General features: G+C 70.7%; 20 protein-coding genes. 8 read left to right on the top strand and 12 right to left on the bottom strand.

Going from position 1 to position 20,258, the window contains the following annotated elements; all coding sequences use genetic code 11:
- Window positions 1-104: 104 nt before the first annotated feature.
- The 11 genes from ACP4J3_RS11360 to ACP4J3_RS11310 all read right to left on the bottom strand — a co-directional run bounded on the left by ACP4J3_RS11360 (window position 105) and on the right by ACP4J3_RS11310 (window position 10,381).
- Window positions 105-464: a hypothetical protein gene (locus tag ACP4J3_RS11360; protein WP_426533064.1), complete on the bottom strand. Its 360-nt coding sequence runs from the start codon at window positions 462-464 to the stop codon at window positions 105-107.
- Between the two features lie 195 nt (window positions 465-659).
- Entirely contained in the window at window positions 660-1,373 is a 714-nt protein-coding gene (locus tag ACP4J3_RS11355) for a hypothetical protein (RefSeq protein WP_426533062.1), read from the bottom strand.
- Window positions 1,374-1,869: 496 nt separating this feature from the next.
- Window positions 1,870-3,033, bottom strand: coding sequence for an XdhC family protein (locus ACP4J3_RS11350; protein ID WP_426533060.1), 1,164 nt, complete (start codon window positions 3,031-3,033; stop codon window positions 1,870-1,872).
- Window positions 3,034-3,058: 25 nt separating this feature from the next.
- The gene (locus ACP4J3_RS11345) at window positions 3,059-3,946 is read right to left on the bottom strand and encodes a fumarylacetoacetate hydrolase family protein (RefSeq protein ID WP_426533058.1); all 888 of its coding nucleotides are present in this window, start codon (window positions 3,944-3,946) and stop codon (window positions 3,059-3,061) included.
- A 12-nt stretch (window positions 3,947-3,958) separates the two neighbouring features.
- A complete protein-coding gene (locus tag ACP4J3_RS11340; protein ID WP_426533056.1) occupies window positions 3,959-4,357 on the bottom strand; it encodes a RidA family protein in 399 nt (132 codons plus the stop codon).
- A 19-nt stretch (window positions 4,358-4,376) separates the two neighbouring features.
- Window positions 4,377-4,910 carry a cupin domain-containing protein gene (locus ACP4J3_RS11335; RefSeq protein ID WP_426533054.1) on the bottom strand — a complete coding sequence of 178 codons (534 nt, stop codon included), beginning with the start codon at window positions 4,908-4,910 and terminating at the stop codon, window positions 4,377-4,379.
- Complete coding sequence (locus ACP4J3_RS11330) at window positions 4,903-5,265, bottom strand: hypothetical protein (RefSeq protein WP_426533052.1); 363 nt, start codon at window positions 5,263-5,265, stop codon at window positions 4,903-4,905. Before ACP4J3_RS11330 ends, ACP4J3_RS11335 begins: the two co-directional genes overlap by 8 nt.
- A 27-nt stretch (window positions 5,266-5,292) precedes the next feature.
- Window positions 5,293-6,894, bottom strand: a complete 1,602-nt coding sequence (locus tag ACP4J3_RS11325) for an FAD-dependent monooxygenase (protein ID WP_426533050.1) — start codon at window positions 6,892-6,894, stop codon at window positions 5,293-5,295.
- Window positions 6,895-6,901: 7 nt separating this feature from the next.
- On the bottom strand, window positions 6,902-7,630 hold the full coding sequence (locus tag ACP4J3_RS11320; protein WP_426533048.1) for an SDR family NAD(P)-dependent oxidoreductase: 729 nt from the start codon (window positions 7,628-7,630) through the stop codon (window positions 6,902-6,904).
- A 52-nt stretch (window positions 7,631-7,682) separates the two neighbouring features.
- Complete coding sequence (locus ACP4J3_RS11315; protein WP_426533046.1) at window positions 7,683-9,287, bottom strand: phytoene desaturase family protein; 1,605 nt, start codon at window positions 9,285-9,287, stop codon at window positions 7,683-7,685.
- 35 nt (window positions 9,288-9,322) lie between these two features.
- The gene (locus ACP4J3_RS11310) at window positions 9,323-10,381 is read right to left on the bottom strand and encodes an Ldh family oxidoreductase (RefSeq protein ID WP_426533044.1); all 1,059 of its coding nucleotides are present in this window, start codon (window positions 10,379-10,381) and stop codon (window positions 9,323-9,325) included.
- A gap of 211 nt (window positions 10,382-10,592) precedes the next feature.
- Here ACP4J3_RS11310 and ACP4J3_RS11305 point away from each other — a divergent pair, with 211 nt between their 5' ends.
- The gene (locus ACP4J3_RS11305; protein ID WP_426533042.1) at window positions 10,593-11,012 is read left to right on the top strand and encodes an ATP-binding protein; all 420 of its coding nucleotides are present in this window, start codon (window positions 10,593-10,595) and stop codon (window positions 11,010-11,012) included.
- On the opposite strand, the gene ACP4J3_RS11300 is transcribed toward ACP4J3_RS11305, so the two are convergent.
- Window positions 11,013-11,996 (bottom strand): AraC family transcriptional regulator, encoded by a 984-nt coding sequence (locus ACP4J3_RS11300; protein ID WP_426533040.1) that lies wholly within the window; start codon window positions 11,994-11,996, stop codon window positions 11,013-11,015.
- Window positions 11,997-12,111: 115 nt separating this feature from the next.
- On the opposite strand from ACP4J3_RS11300, the gene ACP4J3_RS11295 reads away from it, so the two are divergent.
- From ACP4J3_RS11295 to ACP4J3_RS11265, 7 genes are read left to right on the top strand one after another with little or no spacing between them, the layout of a single operon-like run.
- The gene (locus ACP4J3_RS11295; RefSeq protein WP_426533038.1) at window positions 12,112-12,900 is read left to right on the top strand and encodes an SDR family oxidoreductase; all 789 of its coding nucleotides are present in this window, start codon (window positions 12,112-12,114) and stop codon (window positions 12,898-12,900) included.
- Window positions 12,901-12,934: 34 nt separating this feature from the next.
- Window positions 12,935-14,158 (top strand): styrene monooxygenase/indole monooxygenase family protein, encoded by a 1,224-nt coding sequence (locus ACP4J3_RS11290; RefSeq protein ID WP_426533036.1) that lies wholly within the window; start codon window positions 12,935-12,937, stop codon window positions 14,156-14,158.
- Between the two features lie 20 nt (window positions 14,159-14,178).
- Window positions 14,179-15,888, top strand: coding sequence for a styrene monooxygenase/indole monooxygenase family protein (locus tag ACP4J3_RS11285; RefSeq protein ID WP_426533034.1), 1,710 nt, complete (start codon window positions 14,179-14,181; stop codon window positions 15,886-15,888).
- 48 nt (window positions 15,889-15,936) lie between these two features.
- Entirely contained in the window at window positions 15,937-16,821 is an 885-nt protein-coding gene (locus ACP4J3_RS11280) for an FAD binding domain-containing protein (protein WP_426533032.1), read from the top strand.
- Window positions 16,818-17,375: a (2Fe-2S)-binding protein gene (locus tag ACP4J3_RS11275; protein ID WP_426533030.1), complete on the top strand. Its 558-nt coding sequence runs from the start codon at window positions 16,818-16,820 to the stop codon at window positions 17,373-17,375. The genes ACP4J3_RS11280 and ACP4J3_RS11275 overlap by 4 nt, the downstream gene beginning before the upstream one ends.
- On the top strand, window positions 17,372-19,825 hold the full coding sequence (locus ACP4J3_RS11270) for a xanthine dehydrogenase family protein molybdopterin-binding subunit (RefSeq protein ID WP_426533028.1): 2,454 nt from the start codon (window positions 17,372-17,374) through the stop codon (window positions 19,823-19,825). The genes ACP4J3_RS11275 and ACP4J3_RS11270 overlap by 4 nt, the downstream gene beginning before the upstream one ends.
- Window positions 19,825-20,250 carry an SRPBCC domain-containing protein gene (locus tag ACP4J3_RS11265; RefSeq protein WP_426533026.1) on the top strand — a complete coding sequence of 142 codons (426 nt, stop codon included), beginning with the start codon at window positions 19,825-19,827 and terminating at the stop codon, window positions 20,248-20,250. Before ACP4J3_RS11270 ends, ACP4J3_RS11265 begins: the two co-directional genes overlap by 1 nt.
- Window positions 20,251-20,258 lie beyond the last annotated feature (8 nt).

The following is a 20,258-nucleotide window of genomic DNA, read 5'->3' as shown; positions in this document are numbered from 1 at the left end:
CGATCATTCCGCACAGATGGATGTCGCCTGGCGGCGCATCGGGGAGCTGAGGGCAGGCCGCTGGGTTGCCCGTCTTCTCTCGGCACGATGCCTCGCGGCCCGCCTCAGGCGTCGGCCCTGGTCTGCCGGGTCGGCTGGACAGGGGCGGTCGAGCCGGGGCGAAGTAGCCGGTTGAGGTTGCCGGCTGCCGTGGTGAGGCGTTCGGCGGTCCAGGTCCCGAGGTGTTCCAGGGAGCTGAGCATGGCGCCGCGGGAGACGAGGTAGATCAGGTCGGCGGCTGCCCCGGGGTCGGGGATGCCTGCGGCTTCCGCCGATTGGCCGAGTTCGCGGTGCCATGCGTCGAGGGTGTGGTGGACGACGGCGAGGTCTTCCGGCGCTGGTTTCGCTTCGGTGAGGAGGTGCAGGAGGAGGGCGGCGACGACTTCGTCCTCCTCGTGCGACCAGTCCGCGCCCCACGCGGCCAAGTGCTCGATCCGCTCGGCGGCCGAAAGGCCCGCCAGGCGCTGCTCCTCGGCCGCCCAATGGTGTTCGATGGTGGTGAAGGCGAGGCAGCCACAGCTGCCACCTGATCACCGGCCCACCCCACCTGCCTGCACGCACTCGTACCGGTGCAACAGTGGACTGCAGCCGGTCGGCCCCCGACTGGTTCAGGGCGCGGGTCAGATCCTGACTGGCCGCACGGGCCCCTCCAGCCGCGGCCGACCACCGCGAGACCTGTTCAGACTGCCCGTGGTGTGGTCACTTTTCGGTGTCCTCGTCGTCGGGGTGGGCCGCGGCCAGGTGCGCAGGGGCCGCAGAGCCCCGTCGGGGAGACGCGCGCCGCCGCGGCAACCCTGTCTATTCGGTCCGCGACTCCTTTGTGATGCAGGGCCCGGGTCATTCGCGGTTGGCGGCGCGGGCAGCCTCCAACTCCGCATCCCTCCCTTCCAGGCGCGCCGACAGTTCGGTGTTCGCCTGCTCCAGTCCGGAGATACGACCCTGAAGCTCTTCTTGGTCGGCGGGGCACCGAGTCCTGGCTCCCGCCACGTCTGCTCGCCCATCAACTCGGAGAGCCGGCGCTCCAGCCGCCGGGTCCGGGTGACGAGCCGGGTGATGCGGGCCTGCGCGTTGGCAAGGCCGGCCTGCAGCGAGGCCAGGCTGACCGGGAGGCCGGCAGCAGGGTCCGATGCGGACGGCTGGAGTTCGGCGGCGTGGATGAGGGCCAGCAGGTCACGGTGGCGGTAGAGGAAGGTGCGGTCGACGCCGACCTGCCGGGCGATGCCGCTCACGCTGATCGTGATGCCGTCCTGGGTGGCGCGGTGGACGCCGCTCTTCACGCGCTGGCGGCGTCGTTCGCCATCGGCGCGGCGGCCGTCGGCCATGGAGGTGTTCATGCGGTCCCTGTGGTGTGGACGTCGGGCAGGGGCTGGCGGATGCGGTGCATGCGAGCATCACGCTTCGGCTGCGGCGTACGACGGCGACGGCCTCGCCGATCTGGGCCTGTTCCTCGGCGTTGAGGTCGCCGAGATCGGCTTTGACCCGCTCGATCAGCCGGCGCACCCGGCGGATCTCCTGGTACCCCGCCCGCACTCCGGCCTGGAAACGCGATGCCACATCGAGGCCGGCGAGCAGCTCCGCGCCCCGGCGGCGGCAGGTGCGCAGCGGCATAACCAGTTCCCGTGCGTCTGCCTCATCGGTGGCGCCGACGCTCAGGACTACAGCGGTCCGGTCATCGATGCGGGTCCTCGCGAAGCGTGGACGGCGGACAGGTCCGTTGCGAAGCTCTTGGTACAGCGCTCCTACCTGCGGAAACGCGGTTCTGAGGCGCGCTGTCCGAGCAAGATCCCAGCATGGGAACTCCATCCCGGCGCCGTTCAGCGCGGACAACCCTCAGCCGGCCCGAGCCCTCTCCCCCTCCTGGCCGACGCGCCCCGTACGCAAACGGCGGTGGATCGGGCCCTTGGTGGCCTTGAGCGGACGTCCCGGGGCGTCGGTGCGGGCTGCGACGATGTCGGCCGCGATCGACACAGCGGTCTCCTCCGGCGTGGTCGCTCCGATGTCCAGACCGATGGGCGAATGAAGCCGGAGCAGTTCGCCGTCCGTCAGGCCGGTGGCGCGCAGGGCTTCCAGTCGCTGCGCATGAGTCCTGCGGGACCCCATGGCCCCGACGTACGCGAGGGGCAGACGCAGGGCCGACTCCAGCAGCGGGACGTCGAACTTGGCGTCGTGGGTGAGGACGCAGACGACGGTACGTTCGTCCAGTGCCCCGGCGTCGGCCAGGGAACGCAGGTGGCGGTGCGGCCAGTCGACCACGACCTCGTCGGCGTCGGGAAAACGCTCGCGGGTGGCGAAGACCTCACGGGCGTCGCAGACGGTGACGTGATAGCCGAGGAAGTTGCCGATGCTCGCGACGGCGGCGGCGAAGTCGATCGCGCCGTAGACCAACATGCGCGGTGGCGCCGCGTACACGGCGGTGAAGACGGTCAGCTCGCCCGGTGCGGTGGGGTCGCAGCCGCCGTCGGCGGCGAAACGGTGTGTGCCTCCCGCGCCTCGGGCGAGCAGCGCTCGGCCGAGGCGGTCCGCGTCCGGATGGGACGGTGGGTCGCCCACCGCGCTGGAGGCGGTGAGGGCTCTTGCCGAGCCCAGCTCGTCTCCGGGGCTTTCCACGACGGTGGCCAGTGCGACGGCCCGCCCTTCGGCGAGGGCGGCAAGGACGCAGCGGACTGCTTCCCGGGACGGGTCGTCCGTGACGCGCCGCACCACGACATCGATGACCCCGCCGCAGGACAGCCCGACCGCGAACGCGTCGGTGTCGCTGTAGCCGAAGGAGATCCGTTGCGGGACCCCCGTTTCCAGCACCTCCAGGGCGAGGTCGTACACCGCGCCCTCGACGCAGCCGCCGGAGAGACTGCCGAGGACCCGTCCGGAGACATCGACCGCGACGCAGGTGCCCGACGGCCGTGGCGCGCTACCGGTGACCTCGACGACGGTGGCCAGCGCGAAGGGACGGCCGTCCGCGCACCACTCCTTCAACTCCGCGGCGATGTCGATCATCAGGGCTCCTCGTCACATCGTCTTGTCACGTCAGTGGGGTGAGCTTCACCCCGTTGCGCAGCTCCCCCAGCCCGCTGACCCTGGTGACGACCACATCCCCGTCGCCCAGGAAGACCTGCGGTTCACGCGCGTTGCCGATGCCGCTCGGCGTGCCGGTGAGGACGACGTCGCCGGCGCGCAGGGTCATGCCATGGCTGAGTTCGGCGATGATGCGGGGAATGGAGAAGGCCATCTGGGCACTGGAGGCGTTCTGCAGGAGCTGGCCGTTGAGCTCGCACTGCACCTGGAGACCGCCGAGGTCGTCGATCTCGTCGCTGGTGGTCAGCCACGGGCCCAGCGGCATGGTCGCGTCGATGCTCTTGCCCTTGAGCCACTGGCCCCCGTGTGCCCGCTGGAGATCGCGCTGGGAGACGTCGTTGGCGACGAGGTAACCGAAGACGTGCTCCAGGGCCTTCTCCTCCGGGATCGACCGCCCGTCACGGCCGATGACGAGGGCGATCTCGGCCTCGTAGTCCCACTTGGCGGAGACAGCGGGGTCGTAGGCGATGTCGTCCACCGGCCCGATGACCGTGTCCGGCCCTTTGGTGAAGAAGGTCGGGTGCTCGGGACGGGAGGCGGGGTCCTGGCCCTCGCGCTTGCCCTTGGACTCCTCGAAGTGGTCCCAGTAGTTCCAGCCGGTGCACAGGATGTCGCGGTTGAAGCGGTGCAGCGGTGACTCCAGGCGGACCTCGGACAGCGGCCGCGTCTCGGCTCCGGCGACCGCCGCGCGGGCCGCGTCGAGTGCCGCCGGGCCGCCGCGGACGATGTCGTCGACCGTGCCGACGGAACCGGGCAGCAGGGCGACGGTCGCGTCGGCCTCGTTCACGGCCCCGGCCCTGCGGACGCCGCCGACGGTGAGGGAAGCGAGTTTCATGACGACCGCCCCTCAGTCCTGGATCGCGGCGATGGCGTTGATCTCGATCAGGTAGTCCTTGTTCACGAACTTCGAGACTTCGACCATCGTGGAAGCGGGCGCCACACCGGTGAAGTACTGGCGGCGTACGGCGTGGATGGCGTCGAAGTCCTCCATGTTGCGGACATAGACGTCGACCCGGGCGATGTCGTCGAGCGTGCCGCCCGCCGCCTCGACGGCGGCGCGGAGGTTCTGGCAGACCTGGTGGGTCTGGGCGGTGATGTCGCCGACGCCGGTCACGGTACCGTCCTTGGCGCGGGCGGTCATACCGGAGACGAACAGCAGCCGGCCGCGGGCCTCAGCCACCGTCGCCTGGGCGAAGTGGCCGTTGGGGACGGCAAGTTCGGGAGAGATGATTTCCTGCTTGGGCATGGATGATCCTTCGGGATGGTCAGCGGGCGTCGTCGGGGCTGGAGTACCAGTCGGGCTGGGTGGGGTAGTGCGGACCGTCGTAGACCTCGAGGAGGATCGACTCCTCCTCGGCCAGGGTCGGGCCGTGCAGGCTGCCCTTGGGGTTCCAGTAGAAGGAGCCCTCTGTGAGGGTCAGGCCGGTCGGCACGTAGGTGTAGCGGCCCTTGAGGCAGAACATGAACTGGTTGGAGGCGTGCGAGTGCCGGGAGGGGATGCCGGAGCCCTTCTCGAAGCGCACGAGGGAGATCGACGCACCGGTCTCCTCGTTGCGCCACAGCGCCTTGTGGGTGAGGCCGGCCAGGGTCTTGTCCACCCACTCCAGGTCCTGGGTGTTCAGCAGGATCTCGCGGAAGCGGTACAGCGTCTCGCCGTCGGGCCCCTCGGCCTTCTGCTCCCGGGAGCGGTCGGGTCCCTCGCCGCCGTAGTCGGCGGGCTCCGAGAGGTTCTCGGCCCACTCCTCGGCGGACACCGCCTCCGGACGCGGGGGTGCGGAAACCAGCGTGGGTTCAGTCATGGGTGTGCTCCTGGGTGGCGTTCTTGCCGAGGTCCTTCAGTTCGACCAGTCGGCTGCGGTAGCGGGTGGTGCCGCGGTTGGTGAGCATGTGGACCTCGCCGGGCTCGCGGTACACGACCCCGCCGGACGGCTCGTGGACCAGCCGGGGTTCGCCGCCGGCCAGGGCGTCGATGCGGTTGTCGGCCGCTTCGAGCGCGATGACGAGGTAGGGGTTGAGGTGCTGGTGCCAGGGCTGGTTGGCGCCTGGTTCCAGGGTGATCTCCCAGACCCGCACGTGGTCGTTCTCGAAGACGATCTCCTGGCCCACAGGGGCCAGCTCGACCTGGGAGCCGTCGGGGGCGGTGACGGTCGTCATGGGGACTCCTAGTCTTCTGATGGTTCGTCAGGTACGGGGCACCGGGCGGCCGGTGATCCGTTCGTACAGTTCGGCCGCCCGGCCTTCGCAGGCCGGGTCGTACGGCACGATCGCCGCCGCATGGCCGTCCGGCCGCAGCAGGACCAGCGTGTCGTCGCCCACCCCGAAGCGCTGCCGGACCCGCTCCCCCGGGTCGAACAGCGCCCGGTCGCGCAGCCCGGAGTCCTGTGGGGCGTCCCAGCGGCTGACCGCGTAGTGACGCAGTGCCGGGGAGTTCTGCGCCGGGATCGCGGGGCGGCGGCGGGTGTCGGTGAAGTACAGGGCGACGAAGGAGTCCGCTGTCAGGTCGTGGAGATACACCTGGCCGTCGGGGCCGAACAGCGGCAGGTCCGGAGCGCGGTCGCCCGCGGCCACCGCAGCGGGACGGTCTCCGGTCTTCACCATCGACCAGTCGCCGGAGCCGTCCACGTCCAGTCGGACGCCGAGCAGGGCGCGGGTGAAGGCGTTGCCCCAGTTGCCGTCGGTCATGGCTTCCAGGGCGCCGCCGCGGCGGTCCATGTAGGCGCGGGCGGCCTCGGCCATCTCGCCGCTGCCCTGCACGGCCACGGGCGCCTGTTCCTTCTCGTACGCATCGAGGAGCGACTCGTCGGCCCAGCCCCGGTGCACCCAGGCGAGCCGCCAGGGCAGGTTGGAGGCGTCCAGCACACCGGTGTTGAGGCCGAGTGCCCACATCGGGGTGATCAGGTGGGCGGCGTCGCCCATGAGGAAGACGCGGCCGTCGCGCCAGCGGTCGGCGACGCGGTGGTGGACGGTGTAGATGTTCGTGCCGAGGATCTCGAGGTTGCTCACATCGCCGATGAACCGGCGTGCCTTGGCGGCCAGTTCGTCCCGGTCCGGTTCGGGGAGGCCGGCTGCCAGCGGGTAGAGAAAGCGCCAGCAGTGCGGCTGCCGCACGAGGATCATCCACTCCTCGGGATCGCCGAAGTAGGCCAGGTACGGGTAGTCCCGGGGCTCGTCGACGTCCAGGTCCACCTTGAGGTCGACCAGCATGTAGCGCTCTTCGAGCGTTCGGCCCTCGACCGTGATGCCGAGGTCTTCGCGCACCTGGGACCGGCCGCCGTCGCAGGCGAGCAGGTGGCGGGCGCGGACGGCACGTTCACCGCCGGGGGTGGCGAGGTGCAGCTCCACGTGGTCCTCGTGCTGCGTGAAGCCGGTCAGCCGGTGGCCCATGTGCAGGACGCCGGGTGCCTTCTTCTCCAGTGCCGTGCGCAGTACGGGTTCCAGGTGGTGCTGGGGGATGTTGACGACGAAGGGGAAGCGGGTGTCCTCCGTCAGGTCCCCGGTGCGGACGCTCAGGGTGGGGGTGTTCGTGGCACGGTCGAGTTCGCCGATCTCGTCGACGCGCAGGGAGGCGCCGAGCACCTCGCTCAGTGCCCCGTAGCGGTGCAGGACCTCGAGTGTCCGGGTGAGGACCGTGCCCGCCTTCGTGTCGAGCGACAGGCGGTCGTCCTCCTCGAAGACCACGACGGGGACGCCGTACTGGACGAGGCCGAGGGCGGTGATGAGGCCGATCGGCCCGGCGCCGACGACGGCGACCGGGAGCTGTTCGGAAGTGAGCTGTTCGGTCATCGTGTACTCACTCCTTGGTGAAGGCCCGGTCGCGGGTCAGGGTGGAGCCGGTCATCGTGGCCGCCTCAGAGAGCAGGAAGAGCAGCGGGCCGACGACGTCCTCAGGGGTGCCGATGCCGGTCGTGCGCGCCCAGTGCTCGCGCTCGCCGCCGCTCGGGTTGGCGGCCCGGAACTGCGGGGTGTCGATGACCCCGGGGAAGACGGTGTTGACGCGGATCCGGTGCTCGGCGACCTCGGCGGCCAGGGACTTGGCGAAGGGGATGAGGGCGCCCTTGCTCGCCGCGTAGGCGGAGGCTTCGGCCCGGCCCATGTGGGCGAGGCCGGAGGCGAAGACCAGGATGGCTCCGGAGCGCTGCTCGATCATGTGCGGGAGCACCGCCTGACAGCTCCACACCACTCCGTCGAGGTTGACGGCGAGGGTGTGCCGCCACTCCCCCGGGTCGGTGTCGACGACGGTTGTGCGAGGTTGCACGGCGGCTCCGGCGACCAGCGCGTCCACGCGGCCGTGCTCGGCCACGACCTGCCGTACCGCGGCCAGTACCGCGTCACGGTCGGAGACGTCCGTCCGGTACTGCGTGACGCCCTCGACGTCCTCCAGTTCGTCGGAGGGTGAGGCGTCGAGGACCACGCTGGTTCCGCCGGCGGCGGCGTAGCCGCGGGCGAGGGCGGCACCGATGCCACGGGCGCCGCCGGTGACGACCAGCACCTCGCCCGAGGCGTCGAAGAGGACTTTCATGACAGGGGGCTCCTACGGGTTCCGTGGCAAGTCGGGGCTGTTCCGGGTCGGGTCAGCGGCGGCGGGCGCGGGTGTACCGGTTCCTGCGGATGAGCTGCTGGGCCACGAGGTGTCCCGAGCCCCCGCCGAGGCCGGGTCCGGGATGGGTGGCGGCGCCGATGTGCCACAGGCCGGGCACCGGCGTAGCGTGGCGGGATGCGCCGGGCAGCGGCCTCCACAGCAGGTTCTGGTCGAGTTCGGCGGAGCCCGCGTACGGGTCGCCGGCCATCGCGTTGGGGTTGTACGAGGACAGGTCCGCCGGAGTCACGGCGTCCCACGTGAGCACCTTGTCGGGCAGGTCGGGAGCGTGCCGGGCCACCCGGGCCAGGACGCGACGGACGTAGCCGTCGGTCAGGTCCTTGCTCCAGCCGCCGCTGACGTCGAGTTCCCCGGCCGCATCGCCCATGGGGTCGTACGGCAGCTCCTGGAGCTGAAGCCACAGCGCCGCCGCGCCCTGCGGCACCCGCGACGGGTCGAGCACATGCTGCTGGCCGACCACCACGGTGGGCCTGCGGGGCAGCAGGCCGGCCTCGGCCTCCGCGCAGGCGATCGCGGTGCTCGGCGAGCCGTCGCTGACGTGCAGCAGCGGTACGGCGGCCAGGCGGCTGTCGTTCCAGGTCAGCGGTCCGGAGAGGGCGACGTGGATCTGCATCGCGGCGCGTCCGGGGCGGTAGCGTCGGGCCTGCTCGCGCACGGCAGGCTCGACCCGGGCTTCGGCGGGCAGGAGCTCGCCGTACAGCGCGGTCGGGGTCACGGAGGCAAGGACGGCGTGGCGGGCCCGGATGGTCTCGCCGCCGCAGACGACGCCGGTGACCCTGCCGTCGCTGACGAGCAGCCGTTCCACCGGCTGGCCGGTGCGGATGTCCACTCGGAGTTCGGTGAGGAGTGCCTCGAAGGCCCGGACGAAGTTCCCGGCGCCGCCGGCCACCACGGGCAGGCCGAAGCCGTGCATCGTGGCAGCCATGATCGGCAGCATCAGGCCGCCCGAGGCATGGTCCGGGGACAGTCCGGCGTGCAGCAGCCAGGGAGTCCACAGCAGGTCCGCCTCGCATCCGGTGAACTCGCGGCGGCAGTACGAGCGGGCGCTGGTGAGGGTGTCGCGCAGCCAGGTCTCGGTGCCGGCGACGCGTTCCCTGCGCAGCAGCCGCACGGCGTGCTTCAACGTGCTGGGCCTGCGCAGTTCGCTGCCCATGAAGCCGCCGATCACGTCGGCGTTGTCGAGGAACCGCTGCAGCATGGCGAGGTAGGCGGTCCGGTCCTCGGCGTGGGCGAACTCCTGTGCCGTGATCCGCGCGTCGCGGTGGGCGAGGACGGTGCGGCCGTCGTCGGTGAGGGTCCCGGTGACGTACTCGTCGGTGTTGCGGTACTCCAGGCCGTGGCGGTGGAGCTCCTCCCCGAGGGTGGCGTAGGCGGCGCCGGACACGAAGAGGGGGTGCCAGGAGGAGTAGGTGTCGTGCAGGTATCCCGGCAGGGTGCGCTGCTCGGTGGCGATGAAGCCGCCCAGCCGTGTGTTGCGCTCGACCAGGGCCACCGACCAGCCGTCCTTGGCCAGTTCGGCGGCGGCGACCAGACCGTTGACGCCTGATCCGACGACGATGGCGTCCACCGTACGGGACATGGGTACTCCTCGGGCTCGTGGGTCGGGGCTGCCGCTCAACAGGGGTCGCCCAGGGCGATGCCCACCGACGCGGCGGTCTCGCGCAGGGCACGCAGCACGCTCGCGTCGAGCGGGACCCCCGTGCGGCGTGCGGCGGTCTGGCGCTCGGCCTCCAACTGGCCCGGGAGCAGCAGCCGTTCGGTGCCCGGCGCCTTGGCCGAACCGGTGATCTGACCGGCGAGTGTGCTCACGCGGTCCTCGAAGTCGGCCCTCTCCCCGAAGGCGGCGACGTCCAGCGCGAGGAAGAAGTGCGCGCAGTCGTTGGGGGTCGCGGTGTCGGCGTACAGGCCCCGGACCGCGTTGCCGAAGGAGCCTCCGGACAGCACACCGCTCAGGACGTCCACGACGAGAGCGAGGCCGTAGCCCTTGTGTCCGGCCGCGGGCAGGAGCAGGCCGGCCAGGGCCTTCGCAGGGTCGGTTGTCGGTGTGCCCTCGCGGTCGGTGGCCCAGGTGGGCGGGATCGGGCGGCCCTCCTGGGCGGCGAGCCGGACCTTGCCGAGGGCCGCCTCGGACAGAGCCATGTCGAGCAGGATCGGCTCGCCGTCCCCGGTCGGGACACCGACCGCGATCGGGTTGTTGCCGACCACCGCAGCCGCTCCGCCGGGCGCCGGCATGAGAGGCCGGGTGTTGGCGGCGGCGATGCCGATACAGCCACTCGTCGCGGCCGTGCGCGCATAGCGGTAGGCGCCGCCGAAGTGGAACGCGTGCCGGACCGTCACCACACCGAGCCCGTAGGTGCGGGCCTTCTCGACGGCCAGGTCCATCGCCTGGTCCCCGGTGAGCTGGCCGAGCGCGTGCCGGGCGTCGAGCACGGCGATCGCGCCTGCGTCGAGAACGACCTCGGCGCTCTCGTGCCTGCTCACGGACCCCTTGCGGAGCCGCTCGATGTACATCGGCACCAGCAGCACTCCGTGCGACGGGGTACCGCGGAGATCCGCCTCCACGAGGCTCTCGGCCACCGTGGTGGCCGCCTTCGGCGAGAGGCCGGCGGCGACGAAGACAGCGCCGACGGATTCGACCAGCCACTCGGACGAAAGGGAAATGGGGTCGGTCATTCGGATCTCCACACGGTGGCTGACATCGGGTGGCCATGAAATTAGGAGACCGTGAATTTCCTCGCTATCCGCAGAACGCGGGCGCCTGTCCACTTTCCACGCCCACGGACGGCCGGAGCGCTATCCGGACAGTCCGTCGCGCAGGGCGGATAGCGGGAATCCGTGGCGTCTCTAGCGTGAATCGCACAGGACCCGCAGGAGGTGCATCGAGATGACCGCAGATCTTGTTCTCACCGCCGACACGGCGATCGCGGACTCCGAGCGCCTCGCGTACGAGTGCCCGGTGCCGCACATCCCCCAGGCCGTGGGCCTGGTCCGCCGCCGCGTCACCTCACTCCTGACGGAATGGGCAGTGCCCGACGAGGCGGCCGACGAGGTCGTCCTGGTCGTCTCCGAGCTGGTCACCAACGCTGTCGTCCACGCGCGGCCGCCGGCCGCGCTGAGGCTGTCGTACGGACACCGTCTCCGTGTCGAGGTGCGCGACCAGGGTGCCGCCGCCGAGGATGTTCAGGATCTGTCCGAGGACGAGCACGGACGGGGCTGCGCGATCGTCTCACTCCTGGCCGCGAACTGCGGCGCGTACAAGGAGGCGGGGGAATGCGTCCGCTGGGCGGAGTTCGACGCTCGCTGATCACCCGCGCAGGGTCTGTGACGGGTGCTCCCCGAACCGCTCCTTGTACGCGATGGCGAACCTGCCCGGGTGGAAGAACCCCCAGCGAAACGCGACGTCGGTCACCGTCACCATGCCCGGGTCCGCGGCTTTGAGGTCGGCCCGCACCCGGTCGAGGCGCACCTCGCGCAGATACGACACGGGCGTCGTCCCGAGGTGCCGGCGGAAGCCCTCCTGCAGCGCCCGCACGCTCACACCCACCGCCTCGGCCACGTCCTCCACGGTCAGCGGCTCGGCGGCGTGACACTCGATGAGCTCCATGGCCCGACGGACCGCGGGCGGCGCCACCCGCGGCTGCTCGCCGTGCAGGGCGGAGCTGTAGTTGTGCGGCTGGGTGAGCAGGAGCTGCGTGCTGAGCAGGTATTCGAGCTGTTTCACGACCAGGGGCTGACCGAGCATGCCGCCGACATTGTCCGTATCGCGCCGCATCATGTCGATGATGCCCAGCCAGGAGCGGGCCCCGGGCGTCGTGAGATCCATGCCGAGGTCGAAGCGGAGGGGCATCTTGGGCTGACGGCCGAGGAGCTTGCCCAGATGGTCCTCCAGCGCGGACCGCTTGATCCAGAGGATCAGCTGGGGGTTTCCCTCGTGCCAGCGCATCGCCAGGCACTCCGTGGGCGCCGGCACGGACGCCAGCGAGGGCGTGGAGACGATGTGCTCAGAGCCGCAGGTGATCTCGGCGGCCCCGGCGAGCGGCATCTGGACCAGGTAGAAGTCCTCCAGCGGGCCGGGCGTGATCATCACGTCCGCCCCGTAGTCCAGGTAGTAGAGGCCGGTGTCGCCGAAGGTGACACCGTGCAGCCGCGCGTCGAGCCGGGCCGTCCGGCCGACCACGCGCAGGTCGTGCGGGCGGAAGGCACGGCCGACCTGTGCGCGGGCGACCTCCACTTCGGTCGTGTGGAAGCGCTCGTGCCCGCTGAGCGGGACCGGTGCACTCGTCGTCATGAGGACCTCCACCGCCGGGAGCGCGATCTGGACAGGGAGCGGCGGGATGCGGATAGCGGCTCCTGGCCGCCCAGCCTAATTTTTCGGCAACTCCCGACAAAGACCAGGAGACAGCATGAGCGGATTGTCGGTCAAGACCGCGCTTGTTACCGGCGGGTCAACCATTATCGGCAAAGCGGTCGTACGCGCATTCCATTCCGCGGGAGCGAATGTCGTCATCGCGGATATCGACGACGACGGCGGCCTGGAATTGGCAAAGGAACTGGGAGACCGCGTCCTTTTCGTCCACACGGACATCTCCGACGACGCCCAGGTCGCCGACTGCGTGGCCCGCGCCGTCGAGTCCTTCGGCCGTCTGGACATCCTGGTCAACCTGGCATGCAGCTATGTGGACGACGGTTTCGCCTCGACCCGTGAGCAGTGGATCCAGGCCCTCGACGTGAACGTGGCCAGCGCGGCGCTCATGGCCCAGGCCGTCCACCCGCACCTGCTCGCGCAGGGCGGCGGGGCCATCGTGAACTTCACGTCCATCTCCAGCAAGGTCGCCCAGCCGGGCCGCTGGCTGTACCCGGTGAGCAAGGCGGCCCTGGTGCAGCTGACCCGCAACATGGCGGCGGACCTGGCGGCCGACAACATCCGGGTCAATTCCGTGAGCCCCGGCTGGACCTGGTCGAAGGTGATGGACCAGCTCACCGGTGGTGACCGGGCCAAGACCGACCGCGTCGCCGCCCCCTTCCACCCGCTCGGCCGGGTCGGTGACCCCGAGGAGGTCGCCCGCGTCGTGGCCTTCCTCTGCTCCGACGAGGCGTCCTTCGTCACCGGCGCCGACTGGGCCGTCGACGGCGGCTACTCGGCCATCGGCCCTGAGGGCCTCGTCCCGGCGATCCCGAAGCTCGCCGAGTAATCCCCGACTTCTCCTGGACCGGAGGTCCACCACCATGCGCAAGATCACCATCATCGGGGCCGGTCAGGCCGGTCTCCAACTCGGCATCGGACTGCTGGGACACGGCTACGACGTGACCGTCGTCTCCAACCGCACCGGACAGCAGATCCGCGACGGCCGCGTCATGTCCAGCCAGTGCATGTTCGGCACGTCCCTCGGGCACGAGCGCAACCTCGGCCTGAACTTCTGGGACGGCGACTGTCCGCCGGTCGAGGGCATCTCCTTCTGTGTGCCGGACGGCACCGGCGGCAAGGCGATCGACTGGGCTTCCCGTCTCGACGCTCCCGCCCGGTCGGTGGACCAGCGCGTCAAGATGCCGGTGTGGCTGGAGGAGTTCGAGCGGCGCGGCGGCAAGGTCGAGCTGCGCGACGCGGACGTGGACGACCTGGAGTTCTACGCCCGTGAGTCCGACCTGGTCATCGTGGCCGCGGGCAAGGGCCAGATCGCCGGCCTCTTCGAGCGCGACGCCGAGCGGTCGACGTTCGACGCCCCGCAGCGCGCCCTGGCCCTCACCTACGTCACCGGTATGAAGCCGCGCGACGACTACTCCGCGGTCGCCTTCAACCTGCTGCCGGGCATCGGCGAGTACTTCACCTTCCCGGCGCTGACCACCACCGGCCCCTGCGACATCATGGTCTTCGAGGGCGTCCCCGGCGGCCCGCTCGACTCCTGGCGCGACATCGCCTCCCCGGAGCAGCACCTGGAGCACTCCCTGGAGCTCGTGCGCAGCTACCTCCCCTGGGAGGCAGAGCGCTGCACCGACCTCCAGCTCACCGACCCGAACGGCATCCTCGCCGGTCGCTTCCCACCCACCGTGCGCAAGCCCGTCGGGCAGCTCCCTTCCGGCGCCACGGTCCTGGGCCTGGCCGATGTCGTGCTTCTCAACGACCCGATCACCGGACAGGGTTCGAACAACGCCGGCAAGTGCGCGGCCTCCTATCTCTCCAGCATCCTGGAGCACGGTGAGCGTCCCTTCGACCGGGCGTTCATGCAGGAGACCTTCGAGCGGTACTGGGACTACGCGCAGTACGTCGCCACCTGGACGAACGCCCTGCTGGGCACGCCTCCCGAGCACGTGCTGAAGCTGCTCGGCGCGGCAAGCAACAGCCCGCGCATCGCGCGCCGGTTCGCCAACGGCTTCGACGACCCGCGCGACTTCTTCCACTGGTTCATGGACCCGGCCGCCGCCGAGTCCTACCTCGCCGCCGTCGCGGCCTGACGAGCTCGGGGAGTACGGCCATGCGCAGCATCGCGGTCATAGGAGCCGGGCAGTCCGGCGCACAGCTCGCCCTCGGTCTGCTGGACCGGGGCTACGACGTCACCCTCGTCACCGACCGGGGCCCGGACGAGGTCCGGCGCGGGCAGGTCATGTCCAGCCAGTGCATGTTCGACACCGCTCTGCGCACCGAACGCGCCCTCGGCCTGGACTACTGGCAGCAGGAGTGCCCGCAGATCTCCGGGATCCGGGTGTCCCTGGCCGACGACGGGGTGGCGTGGCAAGCACCTCTGGACGCGCCTGCCCAGTCCGTCGACCAGCGGGTCAAGTGCGCTGCCTGGCTGGAGCGCTACGAGAAGGCCGGCGGCAAGCTCGTGGTGCGGGCGGCGACGGTGGCCGACCTGGAGGAGTACGCCCGCAGCAACGACCTGGTGGTCGTGGCGACCGGGAAGGGGGAGCTGGGCCGGATCTTCCCGCGCGACGCGGAGCGGTCCCCGTACGACCGCCCGCGACGCGCCCTGGCCCTCACCTACGTCACCGGGGCACGGCCCCGTCCCGGTGACACGGCCGTAGATCTCCGGATCGCCCCCGGGGTGGGCGAGTACTTCACCTTCCCGGCACTCACGGTTTCCGGCCCCTGCGAGATCATGGTCTTCGAGGGCGTGCCGGGCGGGCCCATGGACTGCTGGGACGATGTCCGTACCCCCGAGCAGCACCTAGCCCGCTCACTCGACATCCTGCGGCAGCACTTCCCCGACGAGTACGAGCGGTGCCGCGAGGCGACGCTCACCGATGACGGCGGAGTGCTGCGCGGCCGGCTCACACCCACCGTGCGCAAGCCGGTCGCCCAGCTCCCTTCCGGACGGCACGTGCTGGGCCTGGCCGACGCCGTGGTCCTGTGCGACCCGATCACCGGCCAGGGCTCCAACAACGCGGCCCAGGCGGCCGAGCACTACCTGGACAGCATCGTCCGCCACGGCAGTGGTGACTTCACCCCGGAGTGGATGCGCCGCACCTTCGACGGCTACTGGCGGGGCTGGGCCCAGTGGTCGGTCGCCTGGACCAACTCCCTGCTGGAGGGCCTGCGCCCGCACCAGCGCCGACTCGTCACCGAGGCGGCCGAGGTGCCCGGCGTGGCCGGTGCGCTGGCCAACGGCTTCGACGACCCGCGCACGCTCTACCCGTGGTGGTCCGACCCGGCGCAGAGCGAGCACCTGATCGAAGAGAAGCGCGTGCAGGCGGACTCCGCCTTCGACGCACGGGGCCTGCGCCAGGCGTTCGGCCAGTACGCGACCGGCGTCACCGTGGTCACCGCACGCGCCGCCGACGGCCGCAAGGTGGGCATGACGGCGAACTCCTTCACCTCCGTGTCGATGGACCCGCCGCTGGTCCTGTGGTGCCCCGGCAAGAACCAGCCGAGCACACCCGACTTCACGTCGGCCTCCCACTTCGCCGTCAACATCCTCGCGTCCGACCAGCACCACCTCTCCCGCCAGTTCTCGACCCGGGCCGACGACAAGTTCGCCGACACCGAGATCGCCGAGGGCATCGCCGGAACCCCCCTTATCGAAGGGACAGTTGCACGGTTCCAGTGCCGCACGGTGCAGACCGTCGACGCCGGCGACCACATCCTGATGATCGGAGAGGTCGAGCGGTACGACGCGCCCGGCGGAGAGCCGCTCGTCTTCCACTCGGGCCTGTACCGCCTGGCCGCCAAACACCCCGACCTGTGACCTCCCGTCTCCCGCACAACCGTCCGCTCCCGCCCCTGTGAGGCCCGGATGATCCTTCCCCCCTTGCGCTATGTGCGCCCCCGGTCCGTGACCGAGGCGGCCGCTCTGCTCGCCGAGATCGACGGAGCGGCCGTGCTCTCCGGCGGCCAGACCCTGATCAACGCCCTCAAGCTCGACCTGGTCCAGCCGACCGCACTCATCGACGTCCACCGCCTCGACGAGCTGCGCGGCATCGAGGTCACCACGGACGGCACTGTGGTCATCGGCGCGGCCACCACCTACGTCGAGATCGCCGCGTCTCCCGAGGTACGGCGACTCCAGCCGTCGGTGGCCGAGATGGCCGCCGGCCTGGTGGACCGGCAGGTCCGCAACCGGGGCACCATCGGCGGCAACTGCTGCCTGAACGACCCCACCAGCAACTACCCCCCGCTGCTCACCGCACTCGGCGCCTGGTTCCACCTCACGTCGGCGACGGGCTGGCGCAGCATCACCGCCGACACCCTCTTCGCGGGCAGCCTGGCGACCGCCGTGCGACCGGGCGAACTGCTGACGTCCGTGCACCTCCGGCCGCTGCCGGAGGGCAGCCGCGTGGTCCACCGGCACCAGCAGCTCGCGAAGGACTCATGGGCCCTGGCCCGGGTCGTGGTCCGCCTCGATGTGACCGACGGAGTGGTCGAGGACGCCCGTGTCGTCCTCGGCACCGTGCCCGGCTCGCCCCTCAGAGTCGCCGCCGTCGAGGAAGCGCTGATCGGGCGCCCGGCAGACACCTCGCTCACGGAAGCGGCCCTGGTCGCGTTCGACGGGGCAGGGGTCGAGACCGCGGGCGACGCGCACGGCTCCGCCGAGTACCGCCTCGAAATGGCCCGGGTCCAGCTGCGCCGCGCGATCGACGACGCGATCGACACCACCGCCGAGAGGAGCACCACGGCATGACCATCGCCGACCCCACGAGCCCCGGGGACACAACCCCCGACGGCCCCGACATCCACGCGATCGAGGTCACCGTCGACGGACGGACCGAACAGGGCACCGTCTCCTCCCGCACGCTGCTCGTCCACTGGCTCCGCGACGACCTCGACAAGCGCGGCCCCAAGATCGGCTGCGACACCGGCAACTGCGGCGCCTGTACGGTCCGGTGGGACGGCCGTATCGCCAAGTCCTGCATGATCCTCGCGGTCCAGGCGGACGGCACCGAGGTGGAGACGGCGGCCTCGCTGGCCGCCGAGGACGGCACCCTGAACAACCTGCAGCGGTGCTTCAAGGAGCACCACGCCCTGCAGTGCGGCTACTGCACCTCCGGGATGCTGATGACCGCCACGGACCTCCTGGAGTCCGACGCGGAGATCACCGAACAGTCGGTGCGCCGCTCCCTGAAGGGCAACATCTGCCGCTGCACCGGCTACGAGAACATCGTCCGCGCCATCCGCTCCGCGGCCGGCCAGGACGTGCCGAAACCCCACAGCCGCGAGGAGGGCGAGGAGCAGTGACCAGCACCACCACCCGGACCACCACGGGCACCCGGTCGTGGACCGGGCGCTCCATGCCCCGCAAGGAGGACGACCGGCTGCTGCGCGCCGAGGGCGAGTTCGGCGACGACACGCCCGTGGCCCGGCTCGGCTATGTCTTCTTCGTCCGCTCGCCCTACGCCCACGCCCGCGTCACCGGCATCGACGTCTCCGCCGCAGCTCGCGTGCCCGGCTACCTCGGCTGCCTGCTGCCCGAGGAGGCCGAGGCCCTCACCGAGCCGTTCATGGAGATCCAGGGCCCGCCGCCGGGCGGCGAGCCGGAAGTGGACCGTTGCCTGGCGAGCGGTGGAGTGGTCCGCTTCGTGGGCGAGCCGGTCGTGGCCGTCGCGGCCGACTCGCGCGAGGCCGCACGGGACGCCGCCGCGGCCGTGGTCGTCGACTACGAGGCGCTGGAGCACCTGGTCGACGCCCGCGACGCCGTCGCCCCGAACGCCCCGCTCGTCCACACCCAGACGGGCACCAACGTGGCATGGGAAGGCGACTACGACTGGGGCGACATCGACTTCGCCCTCGAACACGCCGACCACGTCATCAGCGTCGACGAACTGCACTTCCACCGCTTCAGCTCCACTCCCCTGGAGTGCATGGTCGTCACTGCTCAGTACGACGCCGGCACGGACGTCTTCCACATCACCGGCGGCTGCGCGATGCCGCAGATCACGACGCTGATGATGGCTGCGGCGATGCGGCATCCCGCCGAACGGATCCGCATCGTCAGCAAGGACATCGGCGGCTCCTTCGGCGTCAAGATCGGCATGTACGTGCCCGCCGTCGCCGTCGCCCTGCTGGCCCGCAAGCTGCGCCGCCCGCTGCGCTGGACCGAGACCCGCACCGAGCACCACTACATGGGCGGTCACGGCAACGAACGCTGGTTCCACGACGTGAAGATGGCGGTGCAGGACGACGGCACGGTCCTCGGCCTCAGTTACGAAGCGCTGGACGACGTGGGCGCGTACACCCGCTACGAGCCGCTCGGCGGGGCCATCTGGACCCAGGTCGCCAACGCCTGCTACCAGCTCAAGCACCTGAAGGTCCGCTACCGCACCGTCTACACCAACAAGGGCCCCGTCCACCCCAACCGAGGCTACTCCCGGCTCCAGCACATGTGGGTCGTGGAGCGGATGATGGACATCGCCGCCCACAAACTCGGCCTCGACCCAGTCGAGTTCCGCATCAAGAACTACGTCCAGCCGGACCAGTACCCGTACACCACGGTCAACGGCTGCGTGTACGACTCCGGCGACCTTCCTCTCTCCCTGCGCAGGGCCCTCTCCCTCATCGACTACGACGACGCACGGCGCCTCCAGGAGCAGGCACACGGCACGGGCAGGCGCATCGGAATCGGTATCGGCTCCACCCTCGACTCCGGCACCAACAACTTCGCGCAGGCCCGCCTGATCAACGAGCATCTGCCGTTCGCCGGGAACACCGAGGGCGGTCTGGTGCGGCTCGGCGCGGACGGCTCGGTCTACGCCGTCACCGGCGGCGTCGCCTTCGGGCAGGGCCACGAGACCACGGTCGCCCAGGTCGTCGCCGACCTGCTCGGCATCGGCTACGACGATGTCATCGTGCACCGGGGCGGCGACTCCGCTCTGTCGGCGCAGACCGGCTTCTCCGGCTCCTACGCCTCGCAGTTCGCGGTCACCGGCATCGGCGCCATCATCAACGCGACGAAGAAACTCATCCGCGAGATCCAGCTCGTCGCGGGCGCCGTCCTCGAAGCGCCCCCCAAGGACATAGTCCTGGAAGGCGGCCTGGCCAAGGTCCGCGACGACGCCGAACGCGCCCTGCCCTTCGACGCGATCGCCGGCATCGTCCACTTCTCACCCGGCTCACTGCCGCCCGAGGTCGCCGAAGAGGTCGGCCTGGTCGGCCGCGCCGTCTACCGCGCCCCGTTCGAACTGCCCGACCTGGAACGGAAGTACGGCAACCTCACCCTCACCTACGCCACGCAGATCCACGCCTGCGTCCTGGAGATCGACGAGGAGACCGGCCAGGTCGACATCCTGCGCTACGCGATGGTCGACGACTGCGGCACCCCGATCAACCCCATGGTCATCGAGGGCCAGGTGCACGGCGCCACCGTGCACGGCATCTCGGCCGCCCTTTTCGAGGACTTCGCCTACAACGCGGACGGCCAGCTGGTCACCGCCAACTTCTACGACTACCACGCGGCGACCCCGTACGACATGCCCAGCCTGCGCTACGACAGCGTGGTCAGTCCCTCCCCGTTCACCCCCGTCGGCGCCAAGGGCATGGGCGAGGGCGGAGGAGCCCCTCTGCACACCATCTGCGCCGCGATCCAGGACGCCATCGGCGACACCGGCATGATCCTCGACTCGTACAACCCCCCGGAGCATGTGCTGCGGGCTCTGCGCGGCGCGAACGCCGAGAAGGTCAAGGTGGACTGATGCGCGTCACCGGAGAGTTCACGACCCGAGGGTCCGGTTCGGCGCTCGCGGCGCTGGCCGACCGCACCGCCGAACTGAAGTCCGTCGCCACCCTCGACGAGGTGACGACCGGTCCGGACGGCTCGGTGCATGCTCTGTTCACCCCTGCCACCCCCTTCGGCCCGCTCCCCCTGCGCACCCGGATCCGCGCCGAACACGCCGCCGCGGACCGGGCGCTGCTCTCGGTGCACGCGGTGCGGGCCCAGCATGCCGTCGACGTACGCATGGAACTCACCTTCACCGCTTGTGAGTCCGGCAGCCGCGTCAGCTGGGCAGCGGATCTGACGGTCCGCGGACCGGCCGCCAGCGTCGGCCAGCGCGTGGCCCGCGAGGTCGCCGGCCGGGCCATCGCCGAGGTGCTCCAGTCTGCGGCGGCCCTCGCCTGATCCCGGGT

It is taken from the genome of Streptomyces sp. UG1, from assembly GCF_049974585.1.
Taxonomy (GTDB): domain Bacteria; phylum Actinomycetota; class Actinomycetes; order Streptomycetales; family Streptomycetaceae; genus Streptomyces.
This window is presented reverse-complemented; position numbering and strand designations above follow the sequence as displayed.

Coding starts and splice junctions, on each gene's coding strand:
- ACP4J3_RS11355 (WP_426533062.1), bottom strand. CDS start 1,373: ATGAACACCTCCATGGCCGACGGCCGCCGCGCCGATGGCGAACGACGC.
- ACP4J3_RS11350 (WP_426533060.1), bottom strand. CDS start 3,033: ATGATCGACATCGCCGCGGAGTTGAAGGAGTGGTGCGCGGACGGCCGT.
- ACP4J3_RS11345 (WP_426533058.1), bottom strand. CDS start 3,946: ATGAAACTCGCTTCCCTCACCGTCGGCGGCGTCCGCAGGGCCGGGGCC.
- ACP4J3_RS11340 (WP_426533056.1), bottom strand. CDS start 4,357: ATGCCCAAGCAGGAAATCATCTCTCCCGAACTTGCCGTCCCCAACGGC.
- ACP4J3_RS11335 (WP_426533054.1), bottom strand. CDS start 4,910: ATGACTGAACCCACGCTGGTTTCCGCACCCCCGCGTCCGGAGGCGGTG.
- ACP4J3_RS11330 (WP_426533052.1), bottom strand. CDS start 5,265: ATGACGACCGTCACCGCCCCCGACGGCTCCCAGGTCGAGCTGGCCCCT.
- ACP4J3_RS11325 (WP_426533050.1), bottom strand. CDS start 6,894: ATGACCGAACAGCTCACTTCCGAACAGCTCCCGGTCGCCGTCGTCGGC.
- ACP4J3_RS11320 (WP_426533048.1), bottom strand. CDS start 7,630: ATGAAAGTCCTCTTCGACGCCTCGGGCGAGGTGCTGGTCGTCACCGGC.
- ACP4J3_RS11315 (WP_426533046.1), bottom strand. CDS start 9,287: ATGTCCCGTACGGTGGACGCCATCGTCGTCGGATCAGGCGTCAACGGT.
- ACP4J3_RS11310 (WP_426533044.1), bottom strand. CDS start 10,381: ATGACCGACCCCATTTCCCTTTCGTCCGAGTGGCTGGTCGAATCCGTC.
- ACP4J3_RS11305 (WP_426533042.1), top strand. CDS start 10,593: ATGACCGCAGATCTTGTTCTCACCGCCGACACGGCGATCGCGGACTCC.
- ACP4J3_RS11300 (WP_426533040.1), bottom strand. CDS start 11,996: ATGACGACGAGTGCACCGGTCCCGCTCAGCGGGCACGAGCGCTTCCAC.
- ACP4J3_RS11295 (WP_426533038.1), top strand. CDS start 12,112: ATGAGCGGATTGTCGGTCAAGACCGCGCTTGTTACCGGCGGGTCAACC.
- ACP4J3_RS11290 (WP_426533036.1), top strand. CDS start 12,935: ATGCGCAAGATCACCATCATCGGGGCCGGTCAGGCCGGTCTCCAACTC.
- ACP4J3_RS11285 (WP_426533034.1), top strand. CDS start 14,179: ATGCGCAGCATCGCGGTCATAGGAGCCGGGCAGTCCGGCGCACAGCTC.
- ACP4J3_RS11280 (WP_426533032.1), top strand. CDS start 15,937: ATGATCCTTCCCCCCTTGCGCTATGTGCGCCCCCGGTCCGTGACCGAG.
- ACP4J3_RS11275 (WP_426533030.1), top strand. CDS start 16,818: ATGACCATCGCCGACCCCACGAGCCCCGGGGACACAACCCCCGACGGC.
- ACP4J3_RS11265 (WP_426533026.1), top strand. CDS start 19,825: ATGCGCGTCACCGGAGAGTTCACGACCCGAGGGTCCGGTTCGGCGCTC.